The 25,557-nt window shown below is 65.9% G+C and carries 23 protein-coding genes; 16 read left to right on the top strand and 7 right to left on the bottom strand.

The features are described from left to right. Positions 1-24: 24 nt before the first annotated feature. The 5 genes from LCM15_RS12630 to LCM15_RS12610 all read right to left on the bottom strand — a co-directional run bounded on the left by LCM15_RS12630 (position 25) and on the right by LCM15_RS12610 (position 4,874). Positions 25-960 (bottom strand): OmpA family protein, encoded by a 936-nt coding sequence (locus LCM15_RS12630; protein ID WP_224856910.1) that lies wholly within the window; start codon positions 958-960, stop codon positions 25-27. Positions 961-1,418: 458 nt separating this feature from the next. Next, the gene (locus LCM15_RS12625; protein ID WP_224856908.1) at positions 1,419-1,901 is read right to left on the bottom strand and encodes a hypothetical protein; all 483 of its coding nucleotides are present in this window, start codon (positions 1,899-1,901) and stop codon (positions 1,419-1,421) included. A 61-nt stretch (positions 1,902-1,962) separates the two neighbouring features. After that, entirely contained in the window at positions 1,963-2,694 is a 732-nt protein-coding gene (locus LCM15_RS12620; RefSeq protein WP_224856906.1) for a FadR/GntR family transcriptional regulator, read from the bottom strand. A gap of 33 nt (positions 2,695-2,727) precedes the next feature. Next, positions 2,728-3,750 (bottom strand): four-carbon acid sugar kinase family protein, encoded by a 1,023-nt coding sequence (locus LCM15_RS12615; protein ID WP_224856904.1) that lies wholly within the window; start codon positions 3,748-3,750, stop codon positions 2,728-2,730. A gap of 5 nt (positions 3,751-3,755) precedes the next feature. After that, positions 3,756-4,874, bottom strand: a complete 1,119-nt coding sequence (locus LCM15_RS12610) for an iron-containing alcohol dehydrogenase (RefSeq protein ID WP_224856902.1) — start codon at positions 4,872-4,874, stop codon at positions 3,756-3,758. Between the two features lie 385 nt (positions 4,875-5,259). On the opposite strand from LCM15_RS12610, the gene LCM15_RS12605 reads away from it, so the two are divergent. The 6 genes from LCM15_RS12605 (at position 5,260) to pdxA (ending at position 11,209) form a co-directional block, all read left to right on the top strand. Then, on the top strand, positions 5,260-5,715 hold the full coding sequence (locus tag LCM15_RS12605; RefSeq protein ID WP_224856900.1) for a tripartite tricarboxylate transporter TctB family protein: 456 nt from the start codon (positions 5,260-5,262) through the stop codon (positions 5,713-5,715). 40 nt (positions 5,716-5,755) lie between these two features. After that, positions 5,756-6,712 (top strand): tripartite tricarboxylate transporter substrate binding protein, encoded by a 957-nt coding sequence (locus tag LCM15_RS12600; protein ID WP_224856898.1) that lies wholly within the window; start codon positions 5,756-5,758, stop codon positions 6,710-6,712. A 111-nt stretch (positions 6,713-6,823) separates the two neighbouring features. Continuing rightward, positions 6,824-8,308: a tripartite tricarboxylate transporter permease gene (locus tag LCM15_RS12595; RefSeq protein WP_224856896.1), complete on the top strand. Its 1,485-nt coding sequence runs from the start codon at positions 6,824-6,826 to the stop codon at positions 8,306-8,308. Between the two features lie 15 nt (positions 8,309-8,323). Further along, a complete protein-coding gene (locus tag LCM15_RS12590; RefSeq protein WP_224856894.1) occupies positions 8,324-9,211 on the top strand; it encodes a dihydrodipicolinate synthase family protein in 888 nt (295 codons plus the stop codon). Continuing rightward, positions 9,211-10,188 (top strand): phosphoglycerate dehydrogenase, encoded by a 978-nt coding sequence (locus tag LCM15_RS12585; RefSeq protein ID WP_224856892.1) that lies wholly within the window; start codon positions 9,211-9,213, stop codon positions 10,186-10,188. Before LCM15_RS12590 ends, LCM15_RS12585 begins: the two co-directional genes overlap by 1 nt. A 31-nt stretch (positions 10,189-10,219) precedes the next feature. Further along, positions 10,220-11,209 carry a 4-hydroxythreonine-4-phosphate dehydrogenase PdxA gene (gene pdxA, locus LCM15_RS12580; protein WP_224856890.1) on the top strand — a complete coding sequence of 330 codons (990 nt, stop codon included), beginning with the start codon at positions 10,220-10,222 and terminating at the stop codon, positions 11,207-11,209. 828 nt (positions 11,210-12,037) lie between these two features. On the opposite strand, the gene LCM15_RS12575 is transcribed toward pdxA, so the two are convergent. Continuing rightward, positions 12,038-12,790 (bottom strand): TRAP transporter large permease subunit, encoded by a 753-nt coding sequence (locus LCM15_RS12575; protein ID WP_224857221.1) that lies wholly within the window; start codon positions 12,788-12,790, stop codon positions 12,038-12,040. Between the two features lie 36 nt (positions 12,791-12,826). Here LCM15_RS12575 and LCM15_RS12570 point away from each other — a divergent pair, with 36 nt between their 5' ends. From LCM15_RS12570 to LCM15_RS12530, 9 genes are all read left to right on the top strand, one after another. Beyond that, positions 12,827-13,666, top strand: coding sequence for a BamA/TamA family outer membrane protein (locus LCM15_RS12570; RefSeq protein WP_224856888.1), 840 nt, complete (start codon positions 12,827-12,829; stop codon positions 13,664-13,666). Between the two features lie 553 nt (positions 13,667-14,219). Beyond that, a complete protein-coding gene (locus LCM15_RS12565; protein ID WP_224856886.1) occupies positions 14,220-15,257 on the top strand; it encodes an NAD(P)-dependent alcohol dehydrogenase in 1,038 nt (345 codons plus the stop codon). Positions 15,258-15,759: 502 nt separating this feature from the next. After that, positions 15,760-16,644, top strand: a complete 885-nt coding sequence (locus tag LCM15_RS12560) for an AraC family transcriptional regulator (RefSeq protein ID WP_224856885.1) — start codon at positions 15,760-15,762, stop codon at positions 16,642-16,644. Positions 16,645-16,744: 100 nt separating this feature from the next. Beyond that, the gene (locus LCM15_RS12555) at positions 16,745-17,659 is read left to right on the top strand and encodes an ABC transporter substrate-binding protein (protein ID WP_224856883.1); all 915 of its coding nucleotides are present in this window, start codon (positions 16,745-16,747) and stop codon (positions 17,657-17,659) included. Between the two features lie 79 nt (positions 17,660-17,738). Next, positions 17,739-19,241: a sugar ABC transporter ATP-binding protein gene (locus tag LCM15_RS12550; protein WP_224856882.1), complete on the top strand. Its 1,503-nt coding sequence runs from the start codon at positions 17,739-17,741 to the stop codon at positions 19,239-19,241. Beyond that, complete coding sequence (locus LCM15_RS12545) at positions 19,231-20,211, top strand: ABC transporter permease (RefSeq protein WP_224856881.1); 981 nt, start codon at positions 19,231-19,233, stop codon at positions 20,209-20,211. Before LCM15_RS12550 ends, LCM15_RS12545 begins: the two co-directional genes overlap by 11 nt. Before the next feature lie 58 nt (positions 20,212-20,269). Further along, positions 20,270-21,001, top strand: coding sequence for an SDR family oxidoreductase (locus LCM15_RS12540; protein ID WP_224856880.1), 732 nt, complete (start codon positions 20,270-20,272; stop codon positions 20,999-21,001). 80 nt (positions 21,002-21,081) lie between these two features. Then, entirely contained in the window at positions 21,082-22,704 is a 1,623-nt protein-coding gene (locus LCM15_RS12535; RefSeq protein ID WP_224856879.1) for an FGGY-family carbohydrate kinase, read from the top strand. 27 nt (positions 22,705-22,731) lie between these two features. Beyond that, complete coding sequence (locus tag LCM15_RS12530) at positions 22,732-23,457, top strand: SDR family oxidoreductase (protein ID WP_224856878.1); 726 nt, start codon at positions 22,732-22,734, stop codon at positions 23,455-23,457. A 124-nt stretch (positions 23,458-23,581) separates the two neighbouring features. Here the strand turns inward: LCM15_RS12530 and LCM15_RS12525 are convergent, their stop codons facing one another. After that, complete coding sequence (locus tag LCM15_RS12525; protein WP_224856877.1) at positions 23,582-24,010, bottom strand: MarR family winged helix-turn-helix transcriptional regulator; 429 nt, start codon at positions 24,008-24,010, stop codon at positions 23,582-23,584. Between the two features lie 118 nt (positions 24,011-24,128). Between LCM15_RS12525 and hmgA the strand changes: the two genes are divergently transcribed. Further along, the gene (gene hmgA, locus LCM15_RS12520; protein WP_224856876.1) at positions 24,129-25,505 is read left to right on the top strand and encodes a homogentisate 1,2-dioxygenase; all 1,377 of its coding nucleotides are present in this window, start codon (positions 24,129-24,131) and stop codon (positions 25,503-25,505) included. Positions 25,506-25,557: the final 52 nt, after the last annotated feature.

The raw sequence follows: 25,557 nt of genomic DNA, 5'->3' as shown, positions 1-25,557 counted from the left end.
GCATTGGAAAGGAGACAGCGGCCGCTACTCCGCCAACATCTCCACCAGCTCCACCCGACGGTTCAACTGGCGCCCCGCTTCGTTTTCGTTTGAGGCGAGCGGGGCGAGGGGGCCGACGCCACCGGCCTGAAGACGTCCCGTGCCTATTCCATAGTCCTGGACCAGGGCCGAAACGATGGCTGCCGCGCGGTTGGCCGAGAGGGTCATGTTAAGATCGAATCCCCCGGTGTCATCCGTGTGGCCGACGACATAAAAGCGACCATTGCGCTGCGTAAGCACCTCGGCGATGGCCTCGAGCGAAGCGGCCGATGAGGGCCGGATCACCGCGCTGCCGGTGTCGAACTGCACGCCGTAGAGGATCGCCTTTCCCGCTTCCTCGATTTCAGCGGTCAGGGCCTTAGCGCTGACATCTACCGTGCCTTCCTCCATGCCGGCGGTCGTGATTTCCTCGGTCATGTAGATGCGTCGGTTGCTGCTGATGGTCAGTGTGAATACGGTCGTCTGCCCCGCCTCTGTCCGCTTGGCCGAGATGTAATGCCCCGGAAACACGGTCACTTGTTGCCCGGCGATGCTGAAGCCGCGCTGACCGATCCGGTTGGTGTCCTGCAGGGCCTTGATGGCGCTCTGCTCATCGGAAAACTCCGGCAGGCCGGTATCGACGAGGATATCGAAGCCGGCCGCGTCGAGCGCGGTTTCGAAGCTGCGCTCGATCTCGATAGGAGCTTTGCCCTCGGGCCAGGAATAGAGGCCGGACCGAAGCTGACCCTCGATTTCGGCAGTCTCAGCCACGTCGCCGTCGAGGGCCGTGAAGTATCCCAAAACATCAAAGTCGACGGCGTATTGGGGTCGGGCCAATTCCGACCCCGCGAAGGGCTGGACGACAACAGGTTCCTGAGCGGCGACCGGGAGCGCGAGACCGATAGCAAAAAAAGCGATAGCAAAGTAGGTCCGGAACGACATCTTCGGTATCCTTTCATTTTCGCGACGTGACTGCGGCTTAGATCGCTCGATCACGCAGACCGTCAGCATCGCGACGTCACGCATCAAACAAGCGACACCCGCTGCGGGTCCGGAAAGAGACGACGTCCGGGGACAGTGGCACTCCAAGCCAGATCCGAGCTGTCGACTTCGCCGCAGGCCCTCAAGTGATTAAGCCTTAGCGAAACGGTCCTTCGCAACACATAAATCGCTCCCAAAGGCCCTGTTCCGAAATCCGGACCAAAGACATTGGTGCGCCCCAGATCACATGAAACGCTTGAAGCGCCAGCTGCATCCACGCGGCAAATCATGCGCAGCATGAGTTACTAAGGGGTCCTTGGAGACCTTCGCTGACTTCGCGAAATATCGACGAACTGGATTCCGGCCCGGCGACTATTTCGGCGGCGAACTGACGCGACAGCGCGTCTGCGATCCAGAGGTTACATCGCCGACAGGGTCGCGAAGACAACGATCAACACGCCAGCGCTGCCCAGTGTGAGCAAGAGGGCGCGCGAAGGGATCGGTCCGCTCACGGCCGCTTCATCATTCGAAAGCGCCAGCCACACGCCAATACCAATCACCGCCAGACCGAGTATGGTCCCGACCCACTCCATCGCGGCCAACGTCGTTGACATAGGCTCCTTCGCGATCGGGAAGATATGGGCAAGATCGAGGGCATAGACCGCGACATAAGCAACGCCTGCGACGACCGGGGACAGCCCCGCATGGCCGGTGCGAAGCATGCGATAGCTCAGCACCAGACTTCCGATGCCGAGGCAGGTGAGGAAGATGTTGAAGGCCGCAAGGACCGCGACGCTATACCCCGGAAACGTTCGGGTTTCGACAAATCCACCCGGGATCATCAGGGCCAGATTGACCGCACTGAGTGCGACAAGGAGGCTTAGTGCGCGAACAGGCGTCATATTGACAGGGTCTCCGTAGATCGAGGGCGACCAAGGCAGATGATCCGCTTGGCCGCCACTCTCAGCCAGCCTCGGGCATCCTGAGATCGAGCACGCTGCCGCCGAACAGGCGGTCGCGCGAGTGCTGCAGGTGGTTGCGCATTTCGCGGCGGGCCTCGTCCGGGGCGCGCGCGCGGATCGCCTCGAAGATCGCCGTGTGCTCGGCCAGAACCTCTTCGAGGCCCTTGCGACCGTCATTCATCAGCGACTCGCCATGCAGCTTCATACCCACGTTCACGTGGTCCCGCAGCGCCCGGAACGTGGCCTCGAAATACTGGTTGTTCGAGGCCTGCGAGACGGCGCTGTGGAACATGAAATCCGCGTCTTCGCGGTGCTGCAGCGTGCCGGTGGCGGCGCGCAGCAGGTCGAGCGCCTGCTCGATCTCGCCAAGCGCGGTATCGTTGCGCCGCTCGGCAGCAAGGGCGGCGGCCTCGGTCTCGAGGTTGATGCGGAACTCGTAGCAGCGCTGTATGTCGGCCAGCGTCTCGACCTTGGCAAAGCCAAGCGGCACCTGTGGCTGGGTGGCGCGCACGAAGCTGCCGGCGCCTTGGCGCGACACCACCAGCCCGTCCTCGCGCAGCCGCTCCAGCGCCGAGCGCAGCACCGGGCGCGATACGCCAAACTCCTCGGCGAGTTGGACCTCGGCGGGCAGTTTCACATTGGCGGGGTAGTCGCCATTCGCGATGCGCGTATGCAGCGAATGATAGACCTTGTCGGCCAGCGGCATTCTGGATTTCGTCTTCCCGGTCGGCATCTTTGGGGGTTGGCTCCCTGTCACCCTCTGGGCTTAGCCATTGACGAGGAATTTTACAAGTTTGACAAGAGTGTCCGGCGGACCGAACCCGCCGGATTTGGTGATCAGCAGCATCGGCGAGCCATTGGCGCAGCGCGCCACCGGCACGCCGGGGAGGATCTCTCCCAGGACGTCGAGCTCGCTGATCTGCAGCCGCGCCAGCAATGCCGCGGCACTTTCTCCACCACAGGCAAAGAGCGTAGCCGGACGCAGTTGGGCATGGGCGCGGGCGACGGTTTCGGCAAAGGCCGCCCCCGCCTGTGCGCCATCGATGGCCTTGGCGCCTTGCGTCATGCGCAGGAGCAGCAGAGGCACGTCGGGCAGAATCGGGCAGGCGCCGTTCGGCGCCTCGGCCAGCGGCACATCGCCAAGCGCGTCGATCTGCGCCGAGGTCACCGGATCGCGCGAGCCGATGGCGAGCAGCGCCGGCAGCCCGGGGCGGGGCAGGGCGCGCATCTGCGGCGCCGGCCAGAGCCGGCGAGCGAGCGCCTCGGCCAGGCCCGCCGCACCGACAAAGGTCGTTTCTTCCAGTTTTTCAGGCAACTGCGCATCGATCGACGCCTGGTCGGGCGTGTCCGGCACAGTCACCGCGCGGCCGATCCGCTCGGCCACGTCAATGCGCGCCTCGACGCCGGCGCCGGTGACCGCGCCATCGCTGCAAAAGCGTCCAAGCGCCGGAATGGACGGGTTGACCAGAAGCGAGGCGCCGGCCGGGACCAGCGCGTCGAGCTCGGCGGCGATATGGCCCTTGAGCCGGCTGTCGATCTTCTTGAAGAGCAGCCCGTCGCGCCCCTCCAGCGCTTGCGCCACGATGCGCGCTTTCGCGACCGCGTCCGCCTCGCTGCCGTCACGTGTGCCCGTCGCCACCGCGATCACATCGGCCCCGGAGGCCAACGCCGTCGCGAAATCCGCAGGCGTGCAGGCCACCCGCACCCGGGCACCCCGCTGAGCGAATGTCGCCGCGCTGTCGAGCGCTCCGGTCAGGTCATCGGCAACGATATGAACGCGCGGCGGCATGGCGCTCAGAACGCGCGGCGGTAGATCGCCTCGATCTCGTCCACCGAGAGATCGCGCGGGTTCCAGTCCAACAGCCGGCGGATGCCGTGGGCCTCCTCGGCCATTGCGCGCAGGCTGTCTTCGGTCACACCGTGCGCGCGCAGCCGCATGTCGAGGCTGAGCGCTTCACAGAAGGCAGTGGCACCGGCGCGGACCGCATCCTCGCTGCCGCTGTCGAATCCGAGCGCGCTGGCGATGCGGGCCGTCTTCTCGGGGCGCACCTCGGCGTTGGCGGCCAGAACATGAGGGAAGATCAAAGCGTTGGCGATGCCATGCGGGAGCTTGTAGCGGGTGCCGAGCGGGTAGCTCAGGGCGTGGCCTGCGGTGGTGTTCACCGGGCCGAGGCAGACGCCGCCGTAGAACGCCGCCAGCGAGAGGCCCGCGCGCGCCTCGGCATCATCGCCATCATCGACAGCGCGCTTGAGGTATTTTCCCACCAGTTCGATCCCCTGCAGCGCGTAGGCGTCGATCAGCGGATGCGCGCGCTTGGAGGTGAAGGCCTCGGCGCAATGGGCCATGGCATCGACACCGGTGGCGGCGGTGACATGCGGCGGCACGGTCATGGTGAGATCGGGGTCGATGATCGCCAGATCGGCGAGCATGTGGGGACTTTCCGTGGCGATCTTGCTGTTGGTTTCCGGATCGGTCACCAGCGCGCGGGTGCCGACCTCTGACCCGGTGCCCGCCGTGGTCGGGATCTGCACCAACCCGACCTTGCGAGCAGGGGCGCGGTTGGGGCCGCTGATTTCGGACAGCGGCTTGTCCTGTCCCATCATCACCGCGACGAGCTTGGCAAGGTCCATCGCCGAGCCACCGCCGAAACCGATCACCAGATCGGCATTGCCTGCTGCCGCGACCGCCCGGTTCAGGTTGTCGGTGCCGGGCTCGGGCACGACCGCGCCGAAACAGGAGACGGCGCCGAGGCCGAGCGCCTCGAGGCGGGCGGCGTTGATCGGGTCGGCGACCACGAAGGGCGTGCTGTAGCCCTCGGCTGCGACCCACTCGGCGAGCTTCGCGAGCGTGCCGCAGCCGTAGTGAACAAGCGCCGGACGGCGCAATTCGATGGGGGTCGTCAGGTTGTGCATCGCGAAATCCTCCTCGGGGCAAAAACCGCGCCCCGCCGCTGGTCTGGGTCGGCGCAGCCGGGGCATGCACCGCGAATTCAGCGTCAGGACTGATGCAAAATTTACAAGTTGTCAAATGGTAAGTCACACTGCTTTCTGCCTCAACATGCGCGGACAGACGGTAAGCAATTTTGTACTGTGCTCTTATAGGTATAGCAAAATCAGCGCTTTAAACCTGCAAGTGGGCCCCCTCTCTCAGAGGGCGACCTGCATACCAACGCCCGATATATCGGCAACTCAAAGAAAATGGATTCGCCAATTGACAGGTTGTCAAGTTGTCGTCATCTTGGCCGACAAGACTCGGGAGGCGGCGTGTCTGCCTTCCCCGGCGCGAGGAGGACCTGCGATGATCGTTCGGGAAGCAAGGGCGGATCTTTGGATCGGTGGCGGATTGCTGGCGCTGTGCGGCTTTGCCGGCTGGCGCGCGACCTATATCAAGCAGGGCTTCAACCCGGGCGTCGCCGGGCCGAGCTTTGTCCCGTGGCTCGTCACCGCGCTGATTGCGCTGCTGGCGGTGCTTCTGATCATCCGCGCCCTGCGCGCCGAGGCCGACCCGAAGACCGAAATCACGCTGCCGGGCAAGACGGTGCTGCTGTCGATGGCCGCCTTCACGCTGGTGATGATCGGCTATGCCGCGGCCTTCATGCCGGTGGGCTACCTGCCCTCGACCATCGTGGCCTTCATCCTAGGCCTGCTGCTTCTGGGCGAGCGCAACTGGCTGCTGGTGGTCTTGTTCCCGGTCGGCATGACCCTCGCGATCTATTTCGGCTTCACCGAGCTGCTCTCGGTGTGGCTGCCCTGATCTCACGTTCTGTTTAACCAATCTGAAGGGAGGACACTTCATGTTCAAGACAGCACTTCTCGGCGCCGCAACCGCGGCAATCGCAGCCACTGGCGCGCTGGCGGCGGACTACCCGCAGCGCCCGATCCAGGTGGTCGTGCCATATTCGGCCGGCGGCTCCACCGACCTTTCGATGCGGGTCGTGGCCGACGCTTTTGAGCGCGCCTTCGACGCCCAGATGGTGGTGCGCAACCAGCCCGGCGGCGGCGGCGGCATCGGTTCCTCGGCGGCGATCAACGCCCGCCCCGACGGCTACACTCTGGGCGCCGGCGCGCAGGGCCCGCTGGTCATCAAACCGCTGATCGGCGGCACCGATTACCAGCTCGACGATGTCGAGTTCATCGGTCTCTACGCCCGCTCTCTGCAGGTCATGGTGGCCTGTGCCGACGCGCCTTTCGCGGACTATGATGCCTTCATCGAATACGCCAAGTCCGATGCGCCGCAGGTCGGCAACTCGGGCGCCGGCGGGGCCAACCAGATCTCGGCCGAAGCCTTTGCCGACGCCGCCGGCATCTCCATCGAGTCGGTGCCGTTCAACGGCTCGTCCGAGGCCCGCACCGCCTGCATCGGCGGCCATATCGACGCCATGGTGGCATCGCCCGCCGAGGCAAAGGCCGCCTCCGAGGCCGGCCAGATGACCCCGCTCTTCGTCATGGAAGACGAGCGCATCGACCTGTTCCCCGATACCCCCACCGCGGTCGAGAAGGGTGTCGATTTCACCTGGTCGTCGTGGAAAGGCCTGATCGGCCCCAAGGGCATGGACGAGGCGACGGTGGCCTGGCTGCGTGACGCGGTCGAAAAGGTCGCCACCGACGAGGAGTTCGTCAAGACACTGACCGACATGGGCGAGTTCGTCACATACGAGAATGGCGAAGAGTTCGAGGCCCGTGCCCGCAAGGACATGGAGACCACCAAGTCTGTGCTCAAAAAGCTCGACATGCTGGGCATGAACAACTGATCCCATGCGCGCCCTAGGGCGCCTCACACCGGGGCATGGCGCGACGGCGCCCTGCTCTGACACACGGATGGCCCGCCGCGCGCGGCCGCAGGACAGAGCTTCAGGACCGTCATGGATTCCATCGCCTTTCTTACCCCGCTTCTCGATCTGCAGGTGCTGCTGACCATCGCCGCCGGCACGCTGGGCGGGCTCGTCATCGGCGCGTTGCCGGGCCTGACCGCGACCATGGGCGTGGCGCTGCTGATCCCGCTGACCTTCGGCATGACCCCGGTGATGGGTCTGAACATGCTGATCGGCATCTATATCGGCGGCATCTATGGCGGCTGCGTCTCGTCGATCCTGCTGCGCACGCCGGGCACCCCAGCCTCGGCGGCGACGGTGCTCGACGGCTACCCGATGGCGCAGCGTGGCGAGGCCGGCAAGGCGCTCGGCATGGCGACCATCGCATCGACCATCGGCGGCCTGATCGCCGCCATCGTGCTGGCCACGCTGGCGCCGCAGCTTGCCGGGATCGCGCTCGAATTCGGCGCACCGGAATATTTCGCGCTGGCGCTCTTCGGCCTGACCATCATCGCCTCGCTCTCGGGTGATCTGCTCAAGGGCGCGATCTCGGGACTGCTGGGCATCCTGATCTCCACCGTCGGCGCCGACCCGATCTCGGGGGTAATGCGCTATACGTTCGGGATACAGGGCTTTGCCTCGGGCTTCGCCTTCACCCCCGCCCTCATCGGCCTCTTCGCGCTCTCGGAGGTCTTCACCCAGATGGAGCGCATCGCCGCCGACGAGGAGCCGATCAAGACCGTCTCGGGCCGTTGGCCAAGCCGCGCAGACATGAAGGAGAGCCGCGGTGCGCTGATCCGCGGCTCGCTCATCGGCACGCTGATCGGCATCATTCCGGGCACCGGCTCGGGCACGGCCTCGTGGATCTCCTACAACGAGACGCGCCGTGCGTCGAAGACGCCGGAGAAATTCGGCACCGGCTACGCGCCCGGCATCGCCGCCACGGAATCCGCCAACAACGCGGTCTGCGCTTCGGCCCTGATCCCGCTTCTGGCGCTCGGCATCCCCGGTGACGTGGTGACCGCGGTGCTGATGGGCGGTCTGCTGATCCAGGGCCTCGCGCCGGGACCGATGCTGTTCCAGACCAACCCCGACGTGGTCGTGGGCATGTTCGGCGGCACCTTCATCGCGACGATCTTCATGTTCATCTTCGGCATGGCCCTGATCCCGCTGTTCAGCCGCATCCTGATGATCCCGCGGCGCCTTCTGGCCATGTCGATCGTGGTCTTCTGCTTCATCGGCGCTTTCTCGATCAACCTGAACCCGGTCGATCTCTACACCATGGTGGGCTTTGGCGTACTGGGGTGGGGCATGAACAAGTTCGGCTTCAGCCAAGCGGCGCTTTGCATCGCGCTGATCCTCGGCCCGTTGCTCGAATCCAACCTTCGCCGCGGTCTGCTGCAGAACGACGACAACGTGCTCGCCTTCATCTCGACGCCGATCACGCTGCTGTTCCTCGCCCTGACCGTGCTTTCCGCCGGCTGGCCTTTCCTCTCCCGCGCGATCCAGCGCCGGCGCGCCGCGCAAAACATCTGACCAAGGAGCCCTCGCATGAGTTCGCAGAAAGAGGCCTTTGTCGCCCTCGTCACCTGTTTCAACGACGACGAGACGATCAACTACGAGGCCACACGCGCGCAGGTGCGCCGCCAGGTGGCCGCTGGCAACAACATCATGTGCGCCGGCACCAATGGCGATTTCTCGGCGCTGACCTTTGATGAGAAGGTGAGGCTGACCGAGGAGGTCGTCGCCGAGGTCGATGGCCGCGCCAAGGTCATCGTCAACGCCGGCATGCCCGCCACCTTCGAAACCGTGGCGCTGGCCAAGGAATTCGACCGGATCGGCGTGGATGGCATCGCGGTGATCACGCCTTTCTTCATCGCCTGCACGCAGGACGGGCTGGTGCGCCACTTCACCACAGTCGCCGACGCCGTGTCGACGCCGGTCTATCTCTATGACATTCCCGCCCGCACCCAGAACCATATCGAGCCCGAGACCGCGCGGGTGCTGGCGAAGCACCCGAACATCGCTGGCATCAAGGACTCGGGCGGCGCGCAGGACACCCTCGAGCAGTACATGGCGGTGGGCCGCGAGGAAGAGGGCTTCGACGTCTATTCCGGCCCCGACCACCTCGTGCACTGGGCCTTCCAGAACGGCGCCAAGGGCGCGATCTCCGGGCTTGGCAACGTCATGCCCGAGGTGCTCGCCAAGATCGTGTCGTGCTTCAATGCCGGTGACGAGGCGGGCGCCGCGAAGGCGCAGAAGACCTATGGCAGCTTCCGCACCGATCTCTACAAGCTCGGATACCCGCCGGCGCTGGTGAAGCGGGCGCTTTGGGTGATGGATCCGTCGGTCGGCGCCTCGCGCCAGCCGGCGCTGCTGCCCGATCCCGAGCAGGACAAGCAGATCGAGGCGATCCTCAAGACATACGAGCTGCTCTGATGGCTGGCAAACCCGTCATCGTCAGCACCTCGCCGGGCTTCGGAAAGCATGGCCGGGTGCCTGACCTGATCGCCGAGCGCGGCTGGGAGTTCATCACCTGCGCCGATCCTGGCAAACCCGATGGCGGCCTTTCGGAGCATATCGCTCGCGCCGACGCGCTGGTGGTTGGCCTTGTGCCGGTGACACCCGAGACGCTGGCGCAAGGCGGCAGGCTGCGCGCGGTGGTCAAGCATGGCGTCGGGGTCGACAATATCGATATCCCCGCCTGCACCGGCGCCGGGTTGCCGGTCTGCAACACCCCCGCGGCCAATGCCGACGCGGTTGCCGAACTCGCGGTGGGGCTGATGTTTTCCATGGCGCGCTGGATCCCGCAGGGCCACGCATCGGTGACCGCCGGCGGCTGGGATCGCCGCATCGGCACACAGTTGGGCGGCAAGACGCTCGGCATCGTGGGGCTTGGCAATATCGGCAAGCGGCTGGCCAAGCTGGCGCGCGGTCTGGGCATGCAGGTGGTCGCCACCGACAAGTATCTCGATGAGGCCTTCGCCGCCGAGCATGGCGTGCGGTTTCTGCCGCTCGAGGCGTTGCTGGCGCAATCCGACTACCTCTCGCTTCATGTCTTCGGCGGGGCGGACAACGCTGCGCTGATCAACGAGGCGACCCTCGCACAGATCAAGCACGGCGCAAAGCTGATCAACCTCGCGCGCGGCGAGGTCGTCGATCTCGACGCGGTGGCAAAAGCTCTGGAAAGCGGTCAGCTCGGCGGTGTCGCCATCGACGCCTATGTCTCCGAGCCGCCCGACACCTCGCACCCGGTGTTTTCGCATCCCAATGCCGTCTTCACCCCGCATTCCGGGGCCGACACACGCGAAGCGCTCGAGAATGTCGGGCTGATGGTGATCGAAAGCCTCGACGCGGTGCTGGCGGGCGAGACCCCGCCGCGCATGTTGAACGCAGACGCGCTCGCCGCCCGCTGAGGGCGCGGCACGCAAATCCGGAGAGACAAAGATGTCAGAGCAACCCATCGTCATCACCATGGGCGACCCGTCCGGCGTTGGCGCCGAAGTCACCGTCAAGGCGATGGCCTCGCTGTCGCCCAAAGAGCGCGCCCGCTACGCGGTGATCGGCGATGCCGACACCATGGCGCGCGCCGTGACGGCCTGCGGGCTCGACCTCGCGCTGCGGGAGCAGGGCGCGGGCGACGCCGCCGCGCTGCAGATCATCGACGTACCGACCGAGGGACTGCCGGGAGACTTCGGTGTGTTGTCAGATGCCTGCGGCGAGGCCTGCTTCCGCTACATCAAGAAGGCCGTCGAGCTGACCAGTTCCGGCGCGGCCTCGTGCATCGTCACCGCACCGATCAACAAGGCAGCCCTGAATGCCGCCGGGCATCACTATGACGGCCACACCGGGATGCTTGCGCATCTCACGGGCTGCAAGTCGTCGTGGATGCTGCTGGCCTCGCCCACGCTCAACGTGCTTCACGTCTCGACCCACGTGTCGCTGAAGGACGCCATCGACCGCGCCACCCCCGAGCGCGTGCTCGAGACCATCCGCACCGGCCACACCCACCTGCGCCGCATGGGGATCGAGCGTCCGCGCATCGCGGTTGCGGGGATCAACCCGCATTGCGGCGAGGGCGGGCTTTTCGGCCGCGAGGACGATCTGCAGATCACGCCGGGTGTCGAGATGGCCAAGGCCGAGGGCATCGATGTGACCGGGCCGATCTCGGCCGACACGGTCTATCACCGCGCCAATACCGGCGCGTTCGACCTTGTGATCGCGCAGTATCATGATCAGGGCCACATTCCGATCAAGCTCATCGCGTTCGACACCGCGGTGAACGTGTCTCTGGGCCTGCCGATCGACCGCTGTTCGGTCGATCACGGCACGGCCTTCGACATCGCGGGCACGGGCAAGGCCAACCACGTCAACATGCTGGCAGCGCTGGATTACGCCGGCAAGCTGGCGACCGCGAAGCGGGCCGTCGCGGCCTGAACAGGGGAACCGCGCGGGCCGCAACAGGGCCTCCTCGCCGCACTCCCCGGCGAGGAGGCCCTTTTCGTTGCACGCCGCGCCCGGACCTGGCGGCGGGAAGCTCGGTCGGGGGCGGGCCGTCGCATCAAGGGGCGGACCGGATCTCGACAAGACCAAACCGACCGGCTGCGCGCGGCCATCCGCCCGGCGGGGGAAACGCAATCGGCGCCCTCTGGCTGCCAGTGGCCGGTGGCCTGCGACAGGACACGCGCGCTGCGATTGGTCTTCGGCGGGGTGACACGTTCTTCCGGCGCGCCGTCTTCGCCGTCCTCTCCACGGTCAAAGCAGATCCCCCGGTCGGCGCCCCTGTGGGCGACCCGCAACGCGTAGGTCCCGCAGATCAGATTCATGCCGCCGGGTGCCAGCGATGACGCTACGTCGGGCACCTCCGGGCTCAACCCGGGATCGCACTCGATCGTCAGCGAGCCACGGCGCGTCAGCGCGTCGTTACAGGCTGGCCGGGATCTGGTCTTTTAGGTCTGGGGTGTCGGCTTGCGAATGCGGGCCAGATACCGATACCGAGTTCACAAGATGAATCCGCCATAAGACTTGTGCGGCAAAGCCACGTGCCGCGCTCACCCCCCCCAAATACGCAGAATACGGATTATGTAATTATCCGTTAGGCTTGCACTCGCTATTAGCTGACGTTTCTGCGGCCGGCGGCGCTAAACGCCAATGGTGTCCGCCGTTCTCCATCGCCCACTGGTCGTCGCCCCGGGCTACGCAAGCGCCCAGGCATCGCTACGAGCGCCATGGCACGCGATGCCCATATTCAGCCGTACGTTCGGGTCAGTCGAGCAGAGTGGGCACCCAAAGCGACAGTGACGGGATGAAAGCCAGCAGAAGGATCGAGACGATCACCGCGATGAAGAACGGCACCGCGGCAACGATGACGCGCTCGGTCGGCACTTCGGCGATCTTTGCAGCGGTCAGCAGCGTCATGCCGACCGGCGGAGTGATGTTAGACACGTTCAGCGTGACGATCATTATGATCGCGAAATGCAGGCTGTCGAACCCCAGTCCGACCATGGTGGGGTGCAGGATCGGCCCGACGACAACCAACGCCGGAAGAACGTCCATCACGGTCCCCAGCAGGATCAGAAAGGCGATCACGAGGAGCAGCTGAATGGTCCGGCTATCGGAGACCCCGGAGATGATGTCGGCAGCGTCACGCGCAAGGCCGGAGCGCACCACGAACCAGGACAGCACCGAAGAGGCTGCGAACAGAAAGAAGACCACGCCGGAGAACCGGATCGTGACGACCAGAGCGTCCCAGATCTTTGCCCAGGTGAGCCGGCGATACAGCAGTATGCCGACCAGCAGAGTGTAGACCGCGGCGAAAGCCGATGCCTCAGTGACCGTGGTCAATCCCGACAGGATGCCACCGAGGATAACGACAGGGACCAGCAGCGCCGGCAAGGAAACCAGGAAGGCCATGATCGCGGCAAGAATTGCCGTGGGCTCGTGCTGCGGGAAGCCATTCTTCCATGCCAGAAAGATGCTCACCGCAAGCATGGAGCCCGCCATCAAAAGCCCCGGGATGATGCCGGCAGCACTGGCTACGCACTCGGTGGCAGCGTGAACTTCGGCGAGGGGCGATGGACCCTCGGTGCGCTCTACGGGGAAGCCGAGCTCCGATACGATCTGCCGCTCGAATTGCCGCTGCTGGGTACGGTCGACTTCCCTCTCTACGAGACCGGAGCCGCTGGCGGTGTTCAGCTCGGATATGGATTTACCGATAGCCTCTCGGTTGCCTTCACCTTGGGGTATCTCGACACCGACATAAGCATCGACTCCGAATTCCTCTCGAGACTTCCCGAGGCTCTACGCCCCGATCTCAATGTCGAGCTGCGACGCCTGACGTTCGATCTGAAATTTGATACCCGCGATGATACCTTCTACCCAAGTGGCGGCATTGCGGCCTCCGCATCTTTGACACATGCCGCGGAGGTGGACTCTCTCTTTGATCGTCATATCGACATCGGAGATCGAGACTACATCAAGACCAGCGCCTCTCTCTCCGGATATCGAGCTGTCGGCGAGGACGGCGTTCTGGCGGCCAACGCGTCGGCCTGCGCGGTCGGAGACGATGCGCCGTTCTTCGATCAGTGCGGCGTTGGCCATTCGGATTCATTGCGCGGCTTCGCGTCCCTGGAAAATCTCTCAAGTCACTCCGAGGCTGCGCAGGTTGAATATCGTGGACGGCTCAGCCCTCGCTGGGGCTATGTCGCCTTTGTTGGCGGAGGGGCTGGGGGTGACAGCTTTTCAGACCTTTCGTCGGACCGCGGTGGCGCTGCGGCAGGTCTAGGGCTGCGCTTCCGCCTGTCTCGCCAATTCAAACTCGACTACGCTGCAGACTGGGCGATGAATGACCAAGGTGACCATCAGCTCTATCTGACGCTTGGACAGAGATTCTAACCTCCAACGGCCTCTCGAAATTCGTCCGGGAAAGCGCTGTCGAAGCTCTGACGCGCGCGGCATCGCCGGATGCGCATCTTATGATCCTGACCATAAACGTGGGGAGCAGAGCGCCACATATCAGCACGACCTCACGCCTCGCTTGAGACGATAGGCGATGTGCCGCGGTGTGGCGGTCGGCGCTGGTCTTCTTGGCCCGCTCTGGGGCGAAGCGGAACGTCCGGATTGAGGCCGACAGGCGGCCTACTCTTGTCGTTCGGTGGGCGCCGGGAAGATCGGTTGGTGCTTCACGACTGGAACGGACGGAGAGCGCGGGCACTCTCTCCATGGGGGCGCGCGAATCGGATGCAGAGCACGTCGCGACATCCAGCTTTGGCCTCGGAGCATCGTGGCGTTCGGGCGGTTCTCGCCATGAGGCCGATACGAATTTTCCGCCGCGGTGCCGAAACGGCCCCGGCTCATAGGTTTTGATTTACTTCTGCGTGGCGCAGGGACAGCACAGTGACCGGGCCGAGGAGGCCTGACCAACGGTCATTCGATGGAGGAGCATGAGATGAAGGCGCTGGTTCTGGAAGAGAAAGGCAAGCTTGCCCTGCGCGAGTTCGACATTCCCGGGGAGCTGAGGCCTCGCGACGTGCGGATCAAGACGCACACGGTCGGCATCTGCGGGTCGGACGTGCATTACTACACCCACGGGAAGATCGGCCATTTCGTCGTGAACGAGCCGATGGTTCTCGGCCACGAAGCGTCGGGGATCGTGATCGAGTGCGGCGCCGAGGTGACCGACCTCAAGCCCGGCGACCGGGTCTGCATGGAGCCCGGCATTCCCGACCCCGACAGCCGCGCCAGCAAGCTGGGCATCTACAACGTCGACCCGGCGGTGCGCTTCTGGGCGACACCGCCGGTGCATGGCTGCCTCACGCCCGAGGTCATCCATCCCGCCGCCTTCACCTACAAGCTGCCGGACAACGTGAGCTTTGCCGAGGGCGCGATGGTCGAGCCCTTCGCCATCGGGATGCAGGCCGCCCTGCGCGCCCGCATTCAGCCGGGCGATGTCGCCGTGGTCACGGGGGCCGGACCGATCGGCATGATGGTGGCGCTCGCGGCGCTTGCCGGTGGATGCGCCAAGGTGATCGTCGCGGATCTGGCGCAGCAGAAGCTCGACATCATCGCCGGGTACGACGGCATCGAGGTCGTCAACATCCGCGAGACGCCAGTCGCCGAGGCGGTGGCCAAACGCACCGGCGGATGGGGCGCGGACGTGGTCTTCGAATGCTCGGGCGCGGCGCCTGCGGTTCTGGGGATGCCCCAGCTGGCACGGCCCGGCGGCACCATCGTGCTGGTCGGGATGCCGGTCGATCCGGTCCCGGTGGACATCGTCGGCCTGCAGGCCAAGGAACTGCGGCTCGAGACCGTGTTCCGCTATGCCAACGTCTACGACCGCGCCATTGCGCTCATGGCGTCGGGCAAGGTGGATCTCACGCCGCTGATCTCGGACAGCATTCCTTTCGCCGACAGCATCGCGGCCTTCGACCGCGCCGTCGAGGCCCGGGAAACGGACGTGAAGCTGCAGATCGTCATGCCCGAGTGAGCACCGAGCCCGCCGTTCTGGTAGTCCGGGGCGGCGGGACCGGGTCTAGAATACGGGTGCGGGCGCCGCTGCTTTTGGCGCCGGGCTTCCCGCCTCGCTGGTGGTCCCGGGCGATCACCGAACCGCCATATCCGCGCGGTCTGAGGTGGGCGAAGCGGCCCCTGCCCCTCCCGATCCCCGCACTCCCATACGTGAAAAAGTATGACACTCCCTTGCGCGGATATGCCATTCTCAAAGCGACGGAATTTTGAGCAATTCCCGAAGCTTGGCCAAGCGAATCCACGTATACATGGCAAATGATGCTGCAGGGCGGCGCGGGCCTCCCCGCGCCGCCCACCCTTTCAAACCCGCATTTTCGCACTCCTGGCGAGCATGAGGTCAAAAAAGTATCGGTCAAAATTCCGATCTGAGGTAGTGCGCCACGGCGGCCCCGGATAGCTTCGGGAAAAGCGGCCCGACCGGGTGGAGACGGCAGGGGCACCGCGATGGAGGAGAGACTGTCATGCAACCCGACCTGGAACTGGTCCATATCCGCAAGGGCGAGAGTTTTGCCGCCTGGATGCACGGGTACCCGTTTCGCACGGTGCGCTGGCACTATCACCCCGAATACGAAATCCATCTCGTCGTGGACACACACGGCACCTTCTACATCGGCGACCATATCGGCGAGTTCGGCCCCGGCCAGCTCATCATGACCGGGCCGAACCTGCCGCAGAACTGGATTTCCGACATCGCACCGGACGAGATCGTGCCGACGCGCTCGTTCGTGGTCCAGTTCCCCGAGACGTTCATCGAGGATGCCGCCGCCGCGATGCCGGAGATGGACGCGATCCGCCCGCTGCTCGAGCGCAGCCACCGTGGGTTGCTGTTCAGCGCCGCCACCGCCGAGGCGGTCAAGCCGCTGATGACCGAGCTGTTCGAGGCCCGCGGGCTGCGCCGTCTCGCGCTGTTCTGGGACATCCTCGACCAGCTTGCCACCGCGCCCGAGCCCGAGGTGCTGGCCAGCCTCAGCTACGAGCTCGACCTCGACGCGCTCAAGGATGGCGGCGTGAACAAGGCGATTGCGCATCTGCGCGAGAACCTGACCGAGAACATCGACGAAAAGGACCTCGCCGAGATGGTCAATCAAAGCCCGAGCGCCTTTTCGCGCGCCTTCAAGCGGCACACGGGCTCGACCCTCGTGCGCTACAAGAACCAGCTTCGGGTGGATCTGGCCTGCCAGATGCTCCTGACCCAACCGGAGGCCAAGGTGGCCGAGATCTGCTTCGATGTCGGCTTCTCCAACCTCTCGAACTTCAACCGACATTTCGTGCGGCTGAAGGGCATGTCGCCCTCGCAGTTCCGCGCGACCTTTGCCGCCAACGGAGTGTTCTCCGGAGCGGACTGACCCCGGACGGCAATCGCGATTTCAGGAATTCGGACGGCGTGCTGCGGTCCGGACACGGACAGGCCTTGCCTGCCCCAATTTAAACGGGAGGAACCCTTTGATGAAACATCTGCTCGGAGCCGCATCCGCGGCCGCACTGTCCCTTGCCATCGCCGTCCCGGCCTCTGCCCAGGACGATACGCTGAAGATCGGCATGACCTTTCAGGAAATGAACAACCCCTACTTCGTCTCGATGCAGGAGGCCCTGATGGAGGCCGCCGAGGATCTGGGCGCCGAGGTCGTGGTGACCGACGCGGGTCATGACGTGGCCAAGCAGATCTCGGACGTCGAGGATATGCTGACCCAAGGCATCGACATCCTGCTGCTCAACCCGACCGACAGCGCCGGCATCGAGAGCGCTGTGCACATGGCCAAGGCGCAGGACGTGATCGTCGTCGCCGTGGACGCCAACGCCAACGGGCCGGTCGACACCTTCGTCGGCTCCAAGAACCGCGACGCCGGCTACCAGTCCTGCAAGTATCTGGCCGAGGCCATCGGTGGCGAAGGCGACGTGGCGATCCTCGACGGCATCCCGGTGGTGCCGATCCTCGAGCGGGTCGAGGGCTGCAAGGCGGCGCTGGACGAGTTCGACGGCGTGACCCTCGTCGACACGCAGAACGGTCGTCAGGACCGCTCGGTCGCGCTTGGCGTGGTCGAGAACATGATCCAGTCGCACCAGGATCTGAAGGGCATCTTCTCGGTCAACGACGGCGGTGCCATGGGCGCTCTGGCCGCGATCCAGGGCTCCGGCCGCGACATCAAGCTGACCTCGGTCGACGGCGCCCCCGAAGCGGTGGCGGCCATCGCGGAGGGCGGTCCGTTCATCGAGACCACGGCCCAGTTCCCGCGCGATCAGGTGCGCGTCGGCCTCGCCATGGCGCTGGCGCAGAAATGGGGCGCGCGCGTGGTGCCCTCCGAGGTGCCGATCGATGTCAGCGTGATCGACGCCGAGAACGCCGCCGACTTCAGCTGGTAAGCCGCTGCCCCGGCCACCCCCGCGCGGGGGTGGCCGGACCAAGCCCCCGGGCTTTCCCTCAGGACCAAGGACCGCTGCCATGTTGCAACTGACCGGCATCAAGAAACGCTTCGGCACCATCCAGGTGCTGCACGGGGTCGACCTCGATGTGCGCGCCGGCGAGGTGCACGCGCTTCTTGGCGAGAACGGCGCCGGCAAGTCGACCCTGATGAAGATCCTCACCGGCATCCTGCAGCCCAGCGAGGGGACCATCACCATCGAGGGCGAGACCCGGCAGTTCGCCAATTACGACGAGGCCATCGAGGCCGGCATCGGCATCGTCTTTCAGGAATTCAGCCTCATCCCCTATCTGACGGCGGTCGAGAACATGTTCCTCGCCCGCGAGATCCGGGGCCGCTTCGGCCTGCTGGACCGCAAGGCCATGCGCAAGCGCGCCAAGGAGATCCTCGCCCGGCTCGAGGTCAACGTGCCGCTCGACGTGCCCATCGCCAAGCTCTCGGTCGCCGAGCAGCAGTTCGTCGAGATCGCCAAGGCGCTGTCGCTCAACGCGCGGATCCTCGTGCTGGACGAACCCACCGCCACGCTGACCCCGTCCGAGGTCGCGCATCTCTTCAAGGTCATGCGCGAGCTGCGCAAGCAGGGCGTCGCGATCATCTTCATTTCGCACCATCTCGAGGAGATCTTCGAGATCTGCGACCGCATCACCGTGCTGCGGGACGGCGAGTATGTCGGCGACTGCCTCGTGTCCGAGACCGACAACGACCGGCTGGTCGAGATGATGGTCGGACGCCGGATCGAGAACAGCTTCCCCGGAAAGCCCGGCCCCCGCCCCGGCGCCAAGGTGATGCTCGAATGCGAGGAGGTGCAGCTGCGCAAGGGCGGGCCGGTCTCCGATTTCGTGCTGCGCGAGGGCGAGATCCTCGGCTTTGCCGGGCTGGTCGGATCGGGACGCACCGAGACGGCGCTGGCCATGCTCGGCGCCTACCCGGCGGCCCGGTGCAAGGTCATGGTCGACGGCGAGGAGACCCGCTTTCGCGAGCCCGCCGAAGCGCTGGCCCACGGCATCGGCCTGCTGCCCGAAAGCCGCAAGGAACAGGGGCTGATCACCAGCTTCTCGATCCTGCAGAACATCTCGCTCAACAATTACGGCAAGTACCGCAAGGGCCACTGGTTCATCGACCTCCAGAAAGAGCGCGAGGCGACCGAGACCGCCATGGGGCAGGTCCGGGTCAAGGCGCAGGGGCCGATGGCACGGGTCGACACGCTCTCGGGCGGCAACCAGCAGAAGGTGGTCATCGCCCGCTGGCTGAACCACCAGATGAAGGTGCTGATCTTCGACGAGCCCACGCGGGGCATCGACGTCGGCGCCAAGGCCGAGATCTACCAGCTGATGCGCGCGTTCACCGCGCAGGGCTACGCCATCATCATGATTTCCTCGGAACTGCCGGAGGTCATCGGCATGTCCGACCGGGTCTGCGTGTTCCGGCAGGGCGGCATCACGGCCACCCTCGAAGGCGACGCGATCAATGCCGAGGAGATCATGACACACGCCACGACCGGGAGGGTTCGTCATGTCGCATAATGCAACAAACACCGCAGAGGACGGCAAGCAGGGTCGCGGGTTCAGCCTGCGCTGGGTGCTGCATTCGCCGCTGGCGCTGCCGCTGATCGGCCTGATCGTGGTGTCGATCCTGATGGGCTTCGCGTCCGAGAACTTCTTCTCGGTGGGCAACATCATGAACGTGCTGCGGCAGGTGTCCATCGTGGCGATCCTCGCCGTGGGCATGACCTTCGTGATCCTCACCGGCGGCATCGACCTCTCGGTCGGCGCGGTCATGGCGCTGTCGGGCACCATCGCGGCGGGGCTCATGGTCAACATGGGCCTGCCCGGATGGGTCGGTCTTCTGGCGGGCCTGGGTGTCGGCGTCGGGCTCGGCATCTTCAACGGGGTCATGGTGGCCTGGGGCCGGATGCCCGCCATCATCGTGACGCTGGCGACCATGGGCATCGCCCGCGGCCTCGGGCTGCTCTACTCGGGCGGCTACCCGATCTCGGGCATCCCGTCGTGGATCTCGTGGTTCGGCATCGGCCGCATCGGCATCGTGCCGGTGCCGGTCATCGCCATGGTCATCGTCTACGCCCTCGCCTGGATCCTGCTGCAGCGCACCCCCTTCGGGCGCCACGTCTACGCCATCGGCGGCAACGAACTGGCGGCCAAGCTCTCCGGCGTGAAGACCCAGATGGTCAAGCTCACGGTCTACGCCATATCGGGCCTGACCTCGGCCTTTGCCGCGCTGATCCTCACCGGCCGCCTGATGTCCGGCCAGCCCAACGCCGGGGTCGGCTTCGAGCTCGACGCCATCGCGGCGGTCGTGCTGGGCGGCACCGCCATCGCCGGCGGGCGCGGGCTGATCCTCGGCACGCTGATCGGCGCGGTGCTTCTGGGCATCCTCAACAACGGTCTGAACCTCATGGGGATCAACCCGTACCTTCAGGATGTCATCAAGGGCCTGATCATCCTGCTCGCCATCTACATCGGCCGCGAATGGTGACGGGCCGCAAGGCCCTCACCTTTGCCGCCACCGCACCGACTACCAAGGAGAGACAGACATGTCCGAGAAGCTGAACGGCAAGGTCGCCGTTGTTACAGGCGCGGCCTCCGGCATCGGCCTTGCCGCCACCGAGATGCTGCTGAGGAACGGCTGCACCGTGGTCATGACCGACCGCAACGAGGCCGCCCTGGCCGAGCTGACGGCCAAGTACGGCGACAAGGCCGTGGCGCAGGTGACGGACCTTCTGGACCCGCAAAGCTGCGACGCCATGGTGCCAGAGATCCTCGCCAAGACCGGGCAGATCGACATCCTCTATTGCAACGCGGGCAGCTACATCGGCGGCGACCTGTGGGAGAGCGATCCGGCCACTATCGACCGGATGCTGAACCTCAATGTCAACGCGGTGATGAAGAACATCCACGCCGTCCTGCCGCACATGATGGAGCGCAAGACCGGTGACATCGTGGTGACGAACTCCATCGCCGGGCATTACCCGGCCTACTGGGAGCCGGTCTATTCCGCCTCGAAATGGGCGATCACCAGCTTCATGCAGGGCGTCCGGCGGCAGATGATCCCCTACGGCGTGCGGGTGGCACAGGTCTCGCCCGGGCCGGTGGTCTCGGCGCTGCTGGCCGACTGGCCGGAGGAAAACCTGCGCAAGGCCAAGGAAGCCGGCGCGCTGATGGACCCCGAAGAGGTGGCCGACGCGCTGGAATACATGCTCACCCGCAAGCGGCAGGTGACGGTGCGCGACGTGATCGTGATGCCGTCGGCGTTCGAGCGGATGTGAGCAACTCGCGGCGGCGCCCGTCCTCCCACGGGCGCCGCCGCATCAGGTCTTTTCCGCAAACCGGAGAGGAAGGAACGAGCATGACGGATCTCTTCATCGGCGTCGACGTGGGCACCGGCTCGGCCCGGGCCGGCGTCTTCGACCGCGCAGGGGCGCTTCTGGCTACCGCCAAGCGCGACATCGCCATGCACCGCGACGACGCGGGCTTCGTGGAACAGAGCTCGGCGCAGGTCTGGGACACGGTCTGCGCCTCGGTTCACGCGGCGATGGCGGATTTCGATGCGGCGCGGGTCAAGGGCATCGGCTTCGATGCCACCTGCTCACTCGTGGTGATGGGACCGGAGGGTGGCCTGCCGGTCGGCGATGACGCCGCCCCCGAGCGCGATATCATCGTCTGGATGGACCACCGCGCCACCGAGCAGGCGGCGCGGATCAACGCGGGCCAGCACGACGTACTGAAATATGTCGGCGGACGGATCTCGCCCGAGATGCAGACGCCGAAGCTGCTGTGGCTCCGGGAGAACCGGCCCGCCATCTATGCCGCCGCAGAGCACTTCTTCGACCTGACCGATTTCCTGACCTGGAAGGCGAGCGGTGCGTTGGACCGGTCGTCCTGCACGCTAACCTGCAAATGGACCTACCTCGCCCACGAGGGGCGCTTCGATCCCGACTATTTCCACGCCATCGGCCTCGGCGATCTCGCCGAGCAGAGCTTCGCCCGGATCGGGGCATCGGTGGTGACGCCGGGCACGGCGCTCGGGCAGGGGCTGACCGAGGCGGCGGCAGCGCAGATGGGGCTGCGGCCCGGCACCGCCGTGGCGGCGGGCCTGATCGACGCCCATGCGGGCGGGATCGGCACGGTCGCCGCCGAGGGCGGCACAGGCACGGCGAGTGACTGCCTCGGCTACGTCTTCGGCACCTCGTCCTGCACCATGACCACCACCGCCGAGCCGGCCTTCGTGCCCGGGGTCTGGGGGCCGTATTATTCCGCGATGATCCCGGGCATGTGGCTCAACGAAGGCGGGCAGAGCGCCGCCGGGGCCGCACTTGCCCATCTCGTGACGCTGCATCCCGCCCATGCCGAGGCAGAGCGGATGGCGCGTGCCGAGGGCAAGGCGCTGATGCCGTTTCTCGCCGACCGCGCGCTGGCGCTTGGCGGAGACGCAGGCGGCGCGCTGCGGCTGGCCGACGATCTGCACGTGGTGCCCGAGTTCCTCGGCAACCGCGCGCCGTTTGCCGACCCCGAGGCCCGCGCCATCCTCGTGGGACAGGGCATGGAGCAGGGCCTCGACGCGCTCGTGGCGCTCTATGTCGCGGGGCTGTGCGGGCTGTGCTACGGGCTGCGACAGATCATCGAGACGCAGGATGCCAACGGCGCACCCACGCGGACGATCTCGGTCTCGGGGGGTGCCGGGGCGCATCCTCTCACACGGCAGATGCTGGCCGATGCCACCGGTCGGGCGGTCGAGATCACCGACTGCGAGGAGCCCGTGCTGCTTGGCTCGGCCATGCTGGGCGCCGTGGCCGCCGGCGCCTTTGCCACCCTGCCCGAGGCGATGACCGCGATGTCGCGCGTGGCGACCCGCTCCGCCCCTTCGGGCGGGCGGACGGCAAGGCTGCACGGCGCGCGCTACGACACCTTCCTCGCCTTCCAGACGCTCGCACGCGAGAGCCGCGTGCGGATGGCAGAGCTCACCGACTAGAGACGCAGACACAAGGACAGATCCGCGATGGATTTCACAGGCAGAACCGTCATCATCACCGGCGCCGGCAAGGGGATCGGGCGCGCCTGCGCGCGTGTCATGGCCGCGCGGGGCGCCAAGGTCGTGGCAATCACCCGCACGCAGGCCGACCTCGACAGCCTCGCCACCGAGATCGGCTGCACCACCGTGCAGGCCGATCTGAGCAGTGCCGCCGCCACCCGTGCCGCGATGGCCGAGGCCGGACCGGCCGACATGCTGATCAACAGCGCCGGCATCAACGTGCTCGAGTCCAGTCTCGAGATGTCTGAGGCGGGCTACGACGCGGTCCTCGGCATCAACCTGCGCGCCGCGCTGATCACCTGTCAGGAATTCGCGCGCCGGCGGATCGAAGCGGGGGGCGGTGGGGCCATCGTCAACATCACCTCGATCGCCGGGCATCGCGGCTTTGCCGAACATCTGTGCTATGCCGCCTCCAAGGCCGGGCTCGAAGGCGCGAGCCGGGTCATGGCCAAGGAGTTCGGCCCGCACGGCATCCGGGTCAATTGCGTCGCGCCGACGATCACCCTCACGGAGCTTGCCGCCGAGGCGTGGTCCGATCCGGCCAAGTCGCAGCCGATGATGGTGCGCCATCCGATGGAGCGGTTCGCCGAGGCCGACGAGGTGGCTGAGACCATCGCCATGCTGCTCTCGGACGACGCGAAGATGACGACCGGCGCGGTGCTGCCGGTGGATGGCGGCTTCCTGGCGGTCTGACCCGTCGGCGAGCGCGTTTCGTGGCCTCGGTGGCGCGGAGGAGGTCCGCGCCATTGGCGCGCTTGGGCGCCCTGACGGGGGACCATGAACCTCTCGCCGCCCCCTCGACGCACCGCGCAGCGTGTTATGGCGCGGTCGCCTTGGACAGCTGCAGCAGCGCGCGACGGAAGGCCGGGCCGTCCTCTCCGAGCTCGGCGAGCAGCTCCGCCTGGAAGGTCTCGGCGATCTTGCCGAGGCGCGCCATCAGCTCCCGGCCCGCCTCGGTGAGTTCAAGCGCCACCAGCCGCTGGTCCTTGCCGTGGCTCGATTTGCGGACATAGCCCGCCTTTTCCAGACGCGAGGCCGCGCGGCTGACGATAGATTTGTCGAGCGCCACCCGGGCGGTGACATCGCGGACGCTGACCGCACCGGATTGTCCCAGATGCGCAAGCACCCGCCACTCGGGGATCGTCAGCCCGGCTTCCGCCGCATACCGCGCCGCGAACCGGCGGCTGACCTGCGTCGCGGCGACCGAGAGCCTGTAGGGCAGGAATTGATCGAGCTGAAACGTCATCGGGGCCTCCATTACCGCATATGGCCCGAATGTCATTGCCGGTGCAACGACCGTTGACTTCGTTGCATCAGCAACGATAGGGTCGTTGCAACCGCAACGACTCGCCATGAGGACGTACATGACCACCCCTTCGCCCGCCGAGATGACCCGTGCAGCCACGACGACCGGCACGACCGAAGGCTACATGCCCGGCTTCGGCAACGACTTCGAGACCGAGGCGCTGCCCGGCGCCCTGCCGCAGGGGCAGAACAGCCCGCAAAAGGTGAACTACGGCCTTTATGCCGAACAGCTCTCCGGCACCGCCTTCACCGCCCCGCGCGGCCAGAACGAACGGACCTGGTGCTACCGCATCCGGCCGTCGGTGCATCACACGGGCCGGTTCTCTCCCATAGATCTGCCCTATTGGAAGACGGCGCCGAACGTCGCGCCCTTCGATCCGCAGGGCGAGAACATCATGTCGCTGGGCCAGTATCGCTGGGATCCGATCCCGGTGCCCGAGCAGGACCTGACCTGGCTCACGGGGATGCGCACGATCACCACCGCGGGCGACGTGAACATCCAGGTCGGCATGGCGAGCCACGTCTACCTCGTCACGCAGTCGATGACGGACGAGTATTTCTTCTCGGCGGACAGCGAGCTGCTGGTGGTCCCGCAGGAGGGACGGCTGCGGTTCTGCACCGAGCTGGGCGTGATCGACCTCGAGCCGAAGGAGATCGCCATCATCCCGCGCGGCATGGTGTACCGCGTCGAGGTTCTGGACGGCCCGTGCCGCGGCTTCGTGTGCGAGAATTACGGGCAGAAGTTCGATCTGCCGGGCCGTGGCCCGATCGGCGCCAACTGCATGGCGAACCCGCGCGACTTCAAGTCGCCGGTCGCGGCGTTCGAGGATCGCGAGGTCCGCTCGCGCGTCGTCATCAAATGGTGCGGCCAGTTCCACGAAAGCTGGATCGACCACAGCCCGCTGGACGTGGTCGCGTGGCACGGCAACTACTGCGCCTACAAGTACGACCTGCGCACCTACAGCCCTGTCGGCGCGATCCTGTTCGACCATCCGGATCCGTCGATCTTCACCGTCCTGACCGCGCCGTCGGGACAGGAGGGCACCGCCAACATCGACTTCGTGCTGTTCCGCGAACGCTGGATGGTGGCCGAGCATTCGTTCCGCCCACCGTGGTATCACAAGAACATCATGTCCGAGCTGATGGGCAACATCTACGGCCAGTACGACGCCAAGCCGCAGGGCTTCGCGCCGGGCGGGATCAGCCTCCACAACTGCATGTTGCCGCACGGCCCCGATCGCAACGCCTTCGAGGACGCCAGCAACGCCGAGCTCAAGCCCGAGAAACTGGACAACACCATGTCCTTCATGTTCGAGACCCGCTTCCCGCAGCACCTGACCGAGTTCGCCGCCCGCGAAGCTCCGATCCAGGAGGACTACCCGGACGTCTGGCAGCGGCTCGAGAAGAAGTTCGACGGCACGCCGGGCGAGAAGTGAGCGTGAGAGCGGGCCGTCTGGCCCCTCTCTCCCGTCGATGACATCAATACCC

The organism is Salipiger bermudensis (genome assembly GCF_020171625.1).
Lineage (GTDB): Bacteria > Pseudomonadota > Alphaproteobacteria > Rhodobacterales > Rhodobacteraceae > Salipiger > Salipiger bermudensis_B.
The sequence above is the reverse complement of the archived record's forward strand: the minus strand, read 5'-3'. Positions and strand labels throughout refer to the sequence as shown.